The organism is Tianxiuia mixotrophica (genome assembly GCF_050596425.1).
In the GTDB taxonomy this organism is placed as follows: Bacteria; Bacillota; Clostridia; order Peptostreptococcales; family Acidaminobacteraceae.
In genome coordinates, this window is sequence record NZ_CP192292.1 from 3612208 (window position 1) to 3624364 (window position 12157).

At 44.4% G+C, this 12157-nt stretch carries 4 protein-coding genes, 21 tRNA genes and 2 rRNA genes; all 27 read right to left on the bottom strand.

Going from position 1 to position 12157, the window contains the following annotated elements:
- Nucleotides 1-40 precede the first annotated feature (40 nt).
- A complete protein-coding gene (locus tag ACQ4KW_RS16010) occupies nucleotides 41-1600 on the bottom strand; it encodes an acyl CoA:acetate/3-ketoacid CoA transferase (protein WP_430883472.1) in 1560 nt (519 codons plus the stop codon).
- Between the two features lie 340 nt (nucleotides 1601-1940).
- The gene (locus ACQ4KW_RS16015) at nucleotides 1941-3653 is read right to left on the bottom strand and encodes a sigma 54-interacting transcriptional regulator (protein ID WP_430883473.1); all 1713 of its coding nucleotides are present in this window, start codon (nucleotides 3651-3653) and stop codon (nucleotides 1941-1943) included.
- 389 nt (nucleotides 3654-4042) lie between these two features.
- The gene (gene fabG, locus ACQ4KW_RS16020) at nucleotides 4043-4780 is read right to left on the bottom strand and encodes a 3-oxoacyl-ACP reductase FabG (RefSeq protein ID WP_430883474.1); all 738 of its coding nucleotides are present in this window, start codon (nucleotides 4778-4780) and stop codon (nucleotides 4043-4045) included.
- A gap of 102 nt (nucleotides 4781-4882) precedes the next feature.
- On the bottom strand, nucleotides 4883-6076 hold the full coding sequence (locus tag ACQ4KW_RS16025) for an acetyl-CoA C-acetyltransferase (RefSeq protein WP_430883475.1): 1194 nt from the start codon (nucleotides 6074-6076) through the stop codon (nucleotides 4883-4885).
- Between the two features lie 256 nt (nucleotides 6077-6332).
- Nucleotides 6333-6409 (bottom strand) — tRNA-Arg (locus tag ACQ4KW_RS16030).
- Between the two features lie 6 nt (nucleotides 6410-6415).
- Nucleotides 6416-6489: transfer RNA gene (locus tag ACQ4KW_RS16035), tRNA-Cys, on the bottom strand.
- Nucleotides 6490-6496: 7 nt separating this feature from the next.
- A tRNA-Gly gene (locus ACQ4KW_RS16040) sits at nucleotides 6497-6570 on the bottom strand.
- An 8-nt stretch (nucleotides 6571-6578) separates the two neighbouring features.
- Nucleotides 6579-6653: transfer RNA gene (locus ACQ4KW_RS16045), tRNA-Gly, on the bottom strand.
- A 32-nt stretch (nucleotides 6654-6685) separates the two neighbouring features.
- Nucleotides 6686-6770 (bottom strand) — tRNA-Leu (locus ACQ4KW_RS16050).
- Nucleotides 6771-6775: 5 nt separating this feature from the next.
- Nucleotides 6776-6860, bottom strand: a tRNA-Tyr gene (locus ACQ4KW_RS16055).
- 204 nt (nucleotides 6861-7064) lie between these two features.
- Nucleotides 7065-7140: transfer RNA gene (locus tag ACQ4KW_RS16060), tRNA-Thr, on the bottom strand.
- Nucleotides 7141-7269: 129 nt separating this feature from the next.
- Nucleotides 7270-7346, bottom strand: a tRNA-Arg gene (locus ACQ4KW_RS16065).
- A gap of 6 nt (nucleotides 7347-7352) precedes the next feature.
- Nucleotides 7353-7426: transfer RNA gene (locus tag ACQ4KW_RS16070), tRNA-Cys, on the bottom strand.
- Nucleotides 7427-7430: 4 nt separating this feature from the next.
- Nucleotides 7431-7506: transfer RNA gene (locus tag ACQ4KW_RS16075), tRNA-Lys, on the bottom strand.
- A 5-nt stretch (nucleotides 7507-7511) separates the two neighbouring features.
- Nucleotides 7512-7585 (bottom strand) — tRNA-Gly (locus tag ACQ4KW_RS16080).
- An 8-nt stretch (nucleotides 7586-7593) separates the two neighbouring features.
- A tRNA-Gly gene (locus ACQ4KW_RS16085) sits at nucleotides 7594-7668 on the bottom strand.
- Nucleotides 7669-7673: 5 nt separating this feature from the next.
- Nucleotides 7674-7758, bottom strand: a tRNA-Tyr gene (locus ACQ4KW_RS16090).
- Between the two features lie 192 nt (nucleotides 7759-7950).
- Nucleotides 7951-8026, bottom strand: a tRNA-Thr gene (locus ACQ4KW_RS16095).
- Between the two features lie 8 nt (nucleotides 8027-8034).
- Nucleotides 8035-8111 (bottom strand) — tRNA-Asp (locus ACQ4KW_RS16100).
- A gap of 4 nt (nucleotides 8112-8115) precedes the next feature.
- A tRNA-Val gene (locus ACQ4KW_RS16105) sits at nucleotides 8116-8191 on the bottom strand.
- A gap of 90 nt (nucleotides 8192-8281) precedes the next feature.
- A tRNA-Glu gene (locus ACQ4KW_RS16110) sits at nucleotides 8282-8356 on the bottom strand.
- A 26-nt stretch (nucleotides 8357-8382) separates the two neighbouring features.
- Nucleotides 8383-8458, bottom strand: a tRNA-Met gene (locus tag ACQ4KW_RS16115).
- A gap of 54 nt (nucleotides 8459-8512) precedes the next feature.
- A tRNA-Leu gene (locus tag ACQ4KW_RS16120) sits at nucleotides 8513-8600 on the bottom strand.
- An 8-nt stretch (nucleotides 8601-8608) separates the two neighbouring features.
- Nucleotides 8609-8683: transfer RNA gene (locus tag ACQ4KW_RS16125), tRNA-Asn, on the bottom strand.
- Between the two features lie 10 nt (nucleotides 8684-8693).
- Nucleotides 8694-8810: ribosomal RNA gene (rrf, locus tag ACQ4KW_RS16130) — 5S ribosomal RNA — on the bottom strand.
- 87 nt (nucleotides 8811-8897) lie between these two features.
- Nucleotides 8898-11810, bottom strand: a 23S ribosomal RNA gene (locus ACQ4KW_RS16135).
- 249 nt (nucleotides 11811-12059) lie between these two features.
- Nucleotides 12060-12135, bottom strand: a tRNA-Ala gene (locus tag ACQ4KW_RS16140).
- Between the last annotated feature and the right edge of the window lie 22 nt (nucleotides 12136-12157).

Consider the following 12157-nt stretch of genomic DNA (forward strand, 5'->3'; position numbering starts at 1 on the left):
TCTTATAGTTTCACAACGCCTAACCGAGTCCTTCAATAGTCTAAGGCTTTATAGTCAGCCCCATTGGTTGATCCATAAATATGCGGGCATCCATTTGCTTTAAGTCATCTGACACAATAGGCTTAAAGTCCATTTGAGAAAGAATGTCTTCTTCAAGACGAACCCCCGGTGCAATTTCTTTTAAGACAAGACCTTCTTGAGTCAGTTCAAACACAGCCCGCTCCGTAATGTATAAAACTGGCTGATTCTGTTTAGCCGCATGACTTCCGCTAAATGTTACTTGTTCAACAGTGTCAATGAGCTTTTTAATCTTGCCTTCATTAAGTATCTTGAGTTGTCCCTGCTCCGCCTGAACCTTTAAGCCACCAGCTGTAAACGTACCACAGTAAATCACTTTCTTAGCGTTTTGCGTGATGTTAATAAATCCACCACAGCCTGCAACCTTTGGCCCAAACTTGGATACATTTATATTGCCTTCCTTGTCGCACTGTGCAAGTCCTAAGAAGGCTAGATCCAATCCACCACCATCATAAAAATCAAACTGATATGGCTGGTCAATAATAGCCTCAGGATTTGTCGATGCTCCAAAGTCTAAACCACTCGCAGGAATACCTCCAATAGGACCCGCCTCAACTGTTAGAACCATTTCATCGATAATCCCCTCTTCCTTTGCCACGTTGGCAACGGCTTCTGGCACGCCTATCCCCAAATTGACAATTGAGTTTGATGACAATTCCATCGCAGCACGGCGACCAATAATCTTTCTTTCATTCAGTCCCAGAGCCTTGAATGAATTATCAGGGGCTCTTCTGTTGCCAGCATATGAAGCATCATACTGCTTCATATAAGTTTGCATATGATTATCATCAGATTCTGCCACAACCACTGTGTCAACATAAATTCCAGGAATTTTTACAAGCTTGGGATCAAGTGATCCGGTCTTAACAACTTCTTTGACCTGTACAATGACCTTGCCTCCACTGTTCTTGCATGCTGCAGCAATAGCTGTTGATTCAAGTGGGACCGCTTCCTCACTGAGGACAACATTGCCATTTTCATCTGCGTAACTGCCTCTGAGAAAGGCAAAGTCAATATTGAAGTGTTTGTATCTTAAGTATTCTTTATCATCTAGTTCTAGAACTTCAACAATATCCTCTTTTGTCAAATCATTTATGCGCCCGCCCTCAAGACGTGGATCGACAAATGTTTTTAGGCCAACATGGGTGATTGTTCCTGGCTTGCCTGCTGCTATATCTCTAAACATGTGAGATATAACGCCTTGAGGAAGATTGTAAGCCTCAATCTTATTTTCTATGGCCAGCTTGCCTAATTTTGGTGCAAGACCCCAGTGTCCACCAATAACCTTCTTGATTAAACCTTCTTGACCAAGGTGATTTAGACCGCGTTCTTTGCCATCGCCTTGACCAGCGGCATATATAAGTGTTAAATCTTTTGGAGACGCACATGCCTTGAATTTTTCTTTCAATGCAATTTCAATTTCTTCTGGAACGCCAAGTCCAACAAAGCCCCCCGTTACAATATGAGCTCCATCGTGAATTTGGTCGACAGCTTCTTTAGCTGTTTGAAATTTTACTTTCATCTTTTCCTCCCAATATAGATAAACATCTGTGATTACGTTTTTTAACTCACAGATACATATTGCAATCTACGTGCCAAATAATTCACAATATCAAACCAGTATTTGCAAGCCCTCAGAGCGACCATGCATCATACTAAAATAAAGGGCCTGTCCATTAAATGGACAGGCCCTTTACAAGTCTTGATATTACAGCCTTAAGATGACTGTGATTTCTTTATGTTCATGTCTAGTTTTTTTACACATTTATGTACTCATATCTATACATATATTCTAAAAGTCGTAAAATTTAGTTAAATATGCTATAAAAATATTATTTATGCTTGCATACGCCCACCGAATCCTATTGCTTGATATGATACTGGCTGATTTTATTGTATAGACCTGCTCTAGAAATGCCTAAAATCTTAGCGGTCTTGTTTTTGTTAAAATCATTTTCCTCAAGCGTTTGTTGAATGATTTCTTTTTCCATTTCTTCAATAATGTTTTGAAGAAGTTTTCCCTTATGGGCGCGTACCTTATACTTATTCTTTATCAACTTGTCAGGCAGGTGGGCTGCCTTGATAAATAAATCGTCATCTAGCAAATTGATAGCTCTTTCCAGGACATTTTCAAGCTCTCGAATATTACCTGGCCATTCATACCGCATCATAACATTCATGGCTTCCGGTGAAATGCCTGAAACATATAGGCCAAGCCTTTCTGTCAATTTGACAATAAGGGCTTCGGTGATACTTGGTATTTCTTCAATCCGCTCTCTGATTGGTGTCAAGTTTATTCGCATAACATTCAATCTATAGAACAGATCTTCCCTAAACAGCCCCTCTTCCACAAGATCTTCTAAAACTTTATTGGTTGAAGCAATGATTCTAACATCAACCTTTATGGGATCCTGACCCCCGACTCGGTCTATTTCGCGTTCTTGTAAGACCCTAAGAAGTTTTACTTGCATTTCAATCGGCATTTCCCCAATTTCATCAAGAAGTATAGTGCCCTTGTTGGCCAATTCAAATTTTCCTTTTTTGCCATCTTTTCTTGCACCGGTAAAGGCTCCGCTTTCGTAGCCAAACAACTCCGATTCTAAAAGTTCTCCAGGAATTGCAGCACAATTCACCTTGACAAAAGGGCCAAATCGTCTGGAGCTATCATTATGAATGGCATGGGCAAAGAGTTCTTTACCTGTTCCACTCTCACCTATGATTAGGACATTGGAGTCTGTTTTTGCTGCACGTCTCGCCATGGACTTTGTCTTTTCTGTGGCTTCTGATCCACCAATTATCATATCAAAGGAATATTTTGCAGCCCGTGCTCTCCCCAATTCTTCTTTATAATAAGCCACTTCACTTTGAAGGGTAGAAATTTTATTACTCAATGTATAGAAATCCTTTAAGTCTTTGAAAATAACCTTTCCAACTGCACCAATGACCCGATCGCCTCTCTTGATAGGCACACGATTGGCCACCATTTTATTTCCACGAATATACTGAACATCATTAAGCTCGGGAACACCTGCCTCAATGACCTTATGCATTCTTGTGTTTTCAATAACATCGGTCACATGCTTCCCTTCAGGGCTTTGATCTTGGTTAAAATCTTTGTAGGCCTTGCTCATTCGTGTAATAATTCCATTTTCATCAACAACTACGACCCATTCATCGAGAGTGTTCATTAAGACATCTAGAACATCGTAATCCCGAGAATCTTCATAAACTTTGGCCTTTAACTTTTGATGGGCCACCAAATTGTTAAACACACAGCAGATAATGGATGCTTCATTTTCCAGCCTTATTGGAAAGGTCGATACAACATACACATCCCCTTCATAGGTCACATGGTCTTCATGCATGAATTTTTTGTTTTCTGTTGCATCTCCAATTCCCAAAAAGGGCGCTTTGAATTTTAAATTAACACCATTCATTTTCTCAAGTGACATTCCGATGATTTCACATGCTCTTGTATTGGCAAGCACCACAGATCCGTTCTCACGCACGCATATAATGCCTTCTCTGACATGTTCCATTAGTGTATCCAGACCATGAATTCTCATATTGTCCATGTATGTCCCTCCGTAATCTCCCGATATGCAAGTGTTTCAAACAACGACTCTTTATCTATGTATCTATATTAATGCAAGATTCGTACCATCTATATTTTGTACAGTATTGCTTGCTTTGAGACCCTATCATATTTATTCTACCTCAAAAACTGTCTAAAGTTTAGTCACTATTATATAAATATGACATTTCATTATATTAGACCCTGACTATTTTTTGATGGATTTTTAATGGAATTTGAATACCATTAAAAGTTAAGACCCCCACAAAGCTCTTTCTATACCTTTTTTCTAGAGCTTATCTGCAAATAAAAGTGGACATGTCTAACATTTAGACATGTCCACTTGGTGGAATAATTTTATTTATAACATAAGGTGTTCTTTGCCAAAGACTATAAAACAACGCCACCATCAACACTTAGGACAGTGCCTGTTACAAATCGAGCTTCATCTGATGCCAAGAATAGAAAAGCATTTGCAATATCGGATGGACGACCTAAATCTCGTAGAGGCGATTTGCCTTTCATCATATCCAATACTTTGTCTGGCATTTTTTCTGTCATTGGTGTTAATATAAATCCTGGTGCAACTGCATTAACGCGAATGCCTTTTTTGCCGAGTTCTTTAGCCCATGTTTTAGTCATACCTATAACGCCCCACTTAGCGGCAGCATAGTTGGTTTGCCCATAGTTTCCATAAACGCCGACCACACTTGATGTGTTAAGAATTGTGCCTCCTGTATCAGCCATCGCTTTTGCAGCAGCCTGGCCAAAGTTATATACACCCTTTAAATTAACATTGATAACACGATCCCACTCATCTTCTGACATTTTGAGGAGTGTATTGTCTGCAGTGATCCCAGCATTATTGACCAAGCAATCCAATTTACCATATGTTTTTACTGTTTCTTCTACGGCCGCTTCAACTTGCTTAATATCAGTTACATTCACAGCAATGCCCATAGCCTTGCCGCCTGCACTTATGATTTCTTGCGCAGCAGATTCTACACCTTCTTGGTTTAAGTCACAAATAACAACAGTTGCCCCTTCTTCTGCAAATCGTTTTGCCGTTTCAAGGCCAATTCCTCGAGCTGAACCCGTTACAATAGCAACTTTATCTTTTAGTCTCATTATTATATCCTCCATGAAATCATTCTATTTTATTCAAAGTATATAGGGAGTGTGGCGCACGCTCCTGCCTCACGACCGCGCGCCACAAAGAATTAAACCTTTTTATTTTTTCTCATTTGTAAATTTTTCAACAATCACAGAAGTACCTTGTCCACCGCCTATACATAAGGTCGCCAGCCCGTACTTTGTATCCTGCTTTTTCATTTCATGTAAAAGCGTTGTTAGAATCCTTGCTCCACTTGCGCCAATCGGGTGGCCTAATGCAATTGCTCCCCCGTTGACATTGACACGATTCGCATCAAAGCCCAGATCTCTGACAACAGCAATGGATTGTGCAGCAAAAGCCTCATTGGCCTCAACAAGCCCCATATCAGATGCTTCCAAACCGGCGCGTTCAAGTGCTAGCTTAGTTGCTGGAACAGGTCCATAACCCATTATAGATGGATCAAGTGCTGCTGAACCATATGATTTAATTTCGGCCAATATAGTCAGCCCGTTTTCAATTGCAAATGCCTTGTCAGCAAGAACAATCATTGCTGCACCATCATTAATACCAGAAGCGTTTCCTGCAGTGACCGTTCCATCCTTTTTAAAAGCTGGACGCAACTTTTGAAGCGATTCTAGTGTTGCACCAATCCTTGGATACTCATCTGTGTCAACAAGAACTTCTTGTCGTTTGTTCTTAACTGCTACTGGCACAATTTCTTCTTTGAACTTTCCAGCTGCCATGGCAGAAGCGGCCTTCATCTGACTGTGTAGGGCAAAAGCATCTTGCTCATCACGTGTGATTGACCACTGGTCGGCAATATTTTCTGCTGTTATCCCCATATGATAGTCGTTGAATGCATCTGTCAACCCATCCTTGATCATGGTGTCTTCTGCTGAAATATGTCCCATTTTAGCGCCCCATCTTGCCTTATTCATAACATAAGGGGCATTGGACATGCTTTCCGTTCCACCTGCCAAGATAAGCTTAGCATCACCAAGCTTAATAAATTGTGCTGCCATACTCACTGTTCGCAGTCCTGAACCACAAAGCTTATTAATCGCTATGGCAGGTACTTCGTATGGCAGACCTGCACCAACAGCAATTTGACGTGCAATATTTTGACCTAATCCAGCTTGAAGCACATTGCCTATTAATACTTCATCAACCATTTCAGGCTTCACATGCCCTCTTTCAAGTGCTGCTTTTGCAGCAATTACCCCTAGATCGACAGCGCTTAATGATGCAAGTGCACCACCAAAACTCCCTATTGGTGTTCTTACGGCACTGACAATAACCACATCTCTCATTACATTCCTCCTGTATATCTGTATAAATACTTGGACAAATTTGATTTGTCTTTAAGTATTGCAAGTCCTATGCCAACTTGCAACATTAATTCTAAATCAAGTATTTTCAACATGTACGGGGATTGTTAGTTCATTTATCTAAGTTAGTAAATATTAAAATCGTGTACATTGATTTGACATGTCTTGTTTTTGATCAAGCCAATCCTTGTTCAAAAAATAAAAAAAGACCAGATTGCAATTGCAATCTAGTCTTTATTGGTGCGCCGTAAGAGATTCGAACTCCTGACCTTCTGATTCGTAGTCAGACACTCTATCCAGCTGAGCTAACGGCGCAAGTAATGGAGGCGCCACCCAGATTTGAACTGGGGATAAAGGTTTTGCAGACCTCTGCCTTACCACTTGGCTATGGCGCCAAATAGATGGAGCGGGTGAAGGGAATCGAACCCTCGCAGCCGGCTTGGAAGGCCGGTGCTTTACCACTAAGCTACACCCGCAGATTTTCTGGAGCGGAAGACGAGATTCGAACTCGCGACCCTCGCCTTGGCAAGGCGATGCTCTACCACTGAGCCACTTCCGCAAGTTAATGCTGGTAATACTCAAAAATTAAATTGGTGCGGGTGGAGGGACTTGAACCCCCACGTCTATTGACACTAGAACCTAAATCTAGCGCGTCTGCCAATTCCGCCACACCCGCAAATATGGTGGTGGGAGAAGGATTCGAACCTTCGAAGACTCAGTCAACGGATTTACAGTCCGCCCCCTTTGGCCACTCGGGAACCCCACCATTTATATTCAAATACACTGCACATTTCTTCGCCTTTCATCCTTCTTCAGTCAGTTACGTACCTTTGTACGCATCTTTCTTCATCAGGCTGACGCCTTGATCTGCTTGTGTCTTTAAATCTAAATTAATTCATTTATTTGTTTATTAGTTCAATATGTACTATAAACTTTAAAAGCTTAGTGTTTCATCACCATTTAAAATAAATGGAGCCGGTGATGGGACTCGAACCCGCGACCTACTGATTACAAGTCAGTTGCTCTACCAATTGAGCTACACCGGCATTTTTATCAGAAAATATAAATGACTTATCAAGATATTTTCGATGTTAGTCCATCTAGCAATGCACTTATGCAATAGCTTCTCCGTTTAGGGAGTAAAACCCCAGGTTACTCTCGCAACCCAGGGTTATTGGTGCGCCGTAAGAGATTCGAACTCCTGACCTTCTGATTCGTAGTCAGACACTCTATCCAGCTGAGCTAACGGCGCAAGTAATGGAGGCGCCACCCAGATTTGAACTGGGGATAAAGGTTTTGCAGACCTCTGCCTTACCACTTGGCTATGGCGCCATAATGGTGACCCATCTGCGACTCGAACGCAGGACACCCTGATTAAAAGTCAGGTGCTCTACCGACTGAGCTAATGGGTCACAATTGGAGCGGGTGAAGGGGATCGAACCCTCGCAACCGGCTTGGAAGGCCGGGGCTCTACCACTGAGCTACACCCGCAAGTTTTTTGGAGCGGAAGACGAGATTCGAACTCGCGACCCTCGCCTTGGCAAGGCGATGCTCTACCACTGAGCCACTTCCGCAAATATGGTGGTGGGAGAAGGATTCGAACCTTCGAAGACTCAGTCAACGGATTTACAGTCCGCCCCCTTTGGCCACTCGGGAACCCCACCATTTATCTTTAAATCTGCTACGTAACGCTTCGCCTTTCATCCTGCCTCAATCAGTTGCGTACATTTGTACGCGCCTTCAATCGTTAGTCTGGCGCCTCGATTTACTTGCAGCTTTAAACCTAAATTATTGTTTTCATTATTCGTTTGAAATGTAATTACAAACTTTGATATTTCATCTACCATTTAATTAAATGGAGCCGGTGATGGGACTCGAACCCGCGACCTACTGATTACAAGTCAGTTGCTCTACCAATTGAGCTACACCGGCCCATAAAATGGCGACCCAGAAGAGACTCGAACTCTCGACCTCCAGCGTGACAGGCTGGCGTTCTAACCAACTGAACTACTGGGCCATAATGGTGGGAGTAATAGGGCTCGAACCTATGACCCTCTGCTTGTAAGGCAGATGCTCTCCCAGCTGAGCTATACTCCCATTTTATAATTAAATATGCTAAGCATTTTTAATTCAAAATCATCATTTACTACTGGAATTTCTTTATTCATTTTCTTTTAAGAAAATAAGTGGTGACCCCTAGGGGATTCGAACCCCTGTTACCGCCGTGAAAGGGCGGTGTCTTAACCACTTGACCAAGGGGCCAAATATTAAGGTGTTTCAAATAAAATTGGTTGCGGGGACAGGATTCGAACCTGTGACCTCCGGGTTATGAGCCCGACGAGCTGCCAGCTGCTCCACCCCGCGTCATATAGGTGTTTCATTTTTTCGATCTTAACCAACACACATAAATGTAATAAATGGTGCCGGGGACCGGGATCGAACCGGTACGATACTAAGTATCACGGGATTTTAAGTCCCGGGCGTCTGCCAGTTCCGCCACCCCGGCAATATTATTGGCTCCAAGGGTGGGACTCGAACCCACAGCCTACCGGTTAACAGCCGGTTGCTCCACCATTGAGCTACCTTGGAACATTTTAGAAACCGGCGACGACCTACTCTCCCAGGCGGCTGCCCGCCAAGTACCATCGGCGCTGAGGAGCTTAACTGCTGTGTTCGGAATGGGAACAGGTGTGGCCTCCTCGCCATCATCACCGGATTTCATTATAGAAGGATTAATCCTTCAAAACTGCACATGATAATATTTTAGAAGATTTGTTTCACTAGGAATGACTCAAAATCTATATTGGTCAAGTCCTCGACCTATTAGTATCCATCAGCTGAGTACATTGCTGCACTTACACCTTGGACCTATCAACCTGTTAGTCTATCAGGGGTCTTACTCCATAAAGGATGGGAAATCTTATCTTGAGGGGGGCTTCGCGCTTAGATGCCTTCAGCGCTTATCCCGTCCATACGTAGCTACTCTGCAGTGCTCCTGGCGGAACAACAGATACACCAGAGGTATGTCCATCCCGGTCCTCTCGTACTAAGGACAGCTCCTCTCAAATTTCCTGCGCCCACAGCGGATAGGGACCGAACTGTCTCACGACGTTCTGAACCCAGCTCGCGTGCCTCTTTAATGGGCGAACAGCCCAACCCTTGGGACCGACTACAGCCCCAGGATGAGACGAGCCGACATCGAGGTGCCAAACCTCCCCGTCGATGTGGACTCTTGGGGGAGATAAGCCTGTTATCCCCGGGGTAGCTTTTATCCGTTGAGCGACGGCCCTTCCATTCGGTACCGCCGGATCACTAAGTCCGACTTTCGTCCCTGCTCGACCTGTATGTCTCGCAGTCAAGCTCCCTTTTGCCTTTGCACTCTTCGCGCGATTTCCAACCGCACTGAGGGAACCTTTGAGCGCCTCCGTTACTTTTTAGGAGGCGACCGCCCCAGTCAAACTGCCCACCTGACATTGTCCCGACGCTGGATAACAGCGCACGGTTAGGACACTGATATAGCAAGAGTGGTATCCCAACGGTGACTCCATACACACTAGCGTGCATACTTCTTAGTCTCCCACCTATCCTGTACATGCTATACCAAAATCCAGTGCCAAGCTACAGTAAAGCTCCACGGGGTCTTTCCGTCCTGCTGCGGGTAACCGGCATCTTTACCGGTACTACAATTTCACCGAGTCCATTGTTGAGACAGTGCCCAAATCATTACGCCTTTCGTGCGGGTCGGAACTTACCCGACAAGGAATTTCGCTACCTTAGGACCGTTATAGTTACGGCCGCCGTTTACTGGGGCTTCGATTCAAAGCTTCGCTTACGCTAACCTCTCCTCATAACCTTCCAGCACCGGGCAGGCGTCAGCCCCTATACATCGTCTTTCGACTTAGCAGAGACCTGTGTTTTTGGTAAACAGTTGCTTGGGCCTGTTCTCTGCGGCCGCTTCGGGCGTTAACCCTAATGCGGCACCCCTTCTCCCGAAGTTACGGGGTCATTTTGCCGAGTTCCTTAACAATGGTTATCTCGCTCGCCTTAGTATTCTCTACTCTCCTACCTGTGTCGGTTTACGGTACAGGCACCTAGGTCTCGATAGAAGCTTTTCTTGAAGGACTCTCCAACGACTTCGCTACTTATTTTTCGCTCCCCATCACGCCTTGCAATTAAACCAGCGGATTTGCCTACCGGTTCTCACTTGACGCTTGGACGCACATCCATCGGTGCGATCGTTTTGCATTCCCTGTCACTCCGTCTCTCAGACGACTTTCGGTGGTACTGGAATCTTAACCAGTTGTCCATCGCCTACGACTTTCGTCCTCGGCTTAGGTCCTGACTAACCCTGGGCGGACGAACCTTCCCCAGGAAACCTTAGGTTTTCGGCGGGCAGGATTCTCACCTGCCTCTCGCTACTCATGCCAACATTCTCTCTTGTATACAGTCCACCACTCCTTACGGTATAGCTTCTGCCCGTATACAATGCTCCCCTACCCAACGTCTAAACGTTGCCGTAGCTTCGGTGCCAAGTTTGAGCCCCGGTAATTTTCGGCGCAGGGTCACTCGACTAGTGAGCTATTACGCACTCTTTAAATGAATGGCTGCTTCTAAGCCAACATCCTAGTTGTCTAAGCAACCCCACATCCTTTCCCACTTAACTTGGACTTTGGGACCTTAGCTGACGGTCTGGGCTGTTTCCCTCTCGACCATGAATCTTATCATACATAGTCTGACTCCTGATTATATGACTGCGGCATTCGGAGTTTGATAGTCTTCGGTAGGCGGTGAAGCCCCCTAGGACAGTCAGTGCTCTACCTCCGCGTCACTCACATCAAGGCTAGCCCTAAAGCTATTTCGGGGAGAACCAGCTATCTCCGAGTTCGATTGGAATTTCTCCGCTATCCACAAGTCATCCCAACCTTTTTCAACAGATATGGGTTCGGGCCTCCACTGAATTTTACTTCAGCTTCACCCTGCTCATGGATAGGTCACCCGGTTTCGGGTCTACGCCATACAACTATACGCCCTCTTCAGACTCGCTTTCGCTACGGCTTCAGTGCTGAACACCTTAACCTTGCTATATAACGTAACTCGTTGGCCCGTTCTACAAAAAGTACGCCGTCGAACATATAAAGTTCTTCGACTGCTTGTAAACATAGGGTTTCAGGTTCTTTTTCACTCCCCGACAGGGGTTCTTTTCACCTTTCCCTCACGGTACTATGCGCTATCGGTCACTAAGGAGTATTTAGGCTTGGGAGATGGTCCTCCCGGCTTCCCACAAGGTTTCACGTGCCCCGTGGTACTCTGGTGCGCATCGTGGGCCTTCTTCTTTCGTCTACAGGACTGTCACCTTCTTCGGTGGGTCTTTCCAAACCTCTTCGACTAGAATACCGCCATCACTTATGATGCGTCCACAACCCCAGAAACCGTAGTCTCTGGTTTGGCCTGCTTCCCGTTCGCTCGCCGCTACTTAGGAAATCACTTTTGTTTTCTTCTCCTTCGGGTACTTAGATGTTTCAGTTCCCCGAGTCTCCCTCCGTACACCTATGTATTCAGTGCACGGTGACTACCTATTACAGTAGCCGGGTTTCCCCATTCGGACATTCCTGGATCAACGCTCGCTTGCAGCTCCCCAAGACTTTTCGCAGCTTACCACGTCCTTCATCGGCTCTTAGTGCCAAGGCATCCACCCTATGCTCTTATTAACTTGACCAATTTTCTTAAATAACCTAAGTTATTTTCGATAAACTGTTCTCTTGATATTAATCAATGAGTAATTATTCGAGTTTGAGTTTTGTTTACCTCAGTGAAACTGTATCTTCCCTTAATTCTCAAAACTTAGTTTTAATTATCTTGGTTTGATACGTTTTCGTCTTCTAATTTATTTCATATGCAGTTTTCAAGGTTCAATCTAAATGATCCTCTCAACTTTCAAGAAGATCATACCCTAAAAAGGGTTAAATGGTGGAGGTAACAAGATTCGAACTTGCGACCCCCTGCGTGCAAGGCAGGTGCTCTCCCAACTGAGCTATACCCCCATATTATTAGATATGCGTAAGA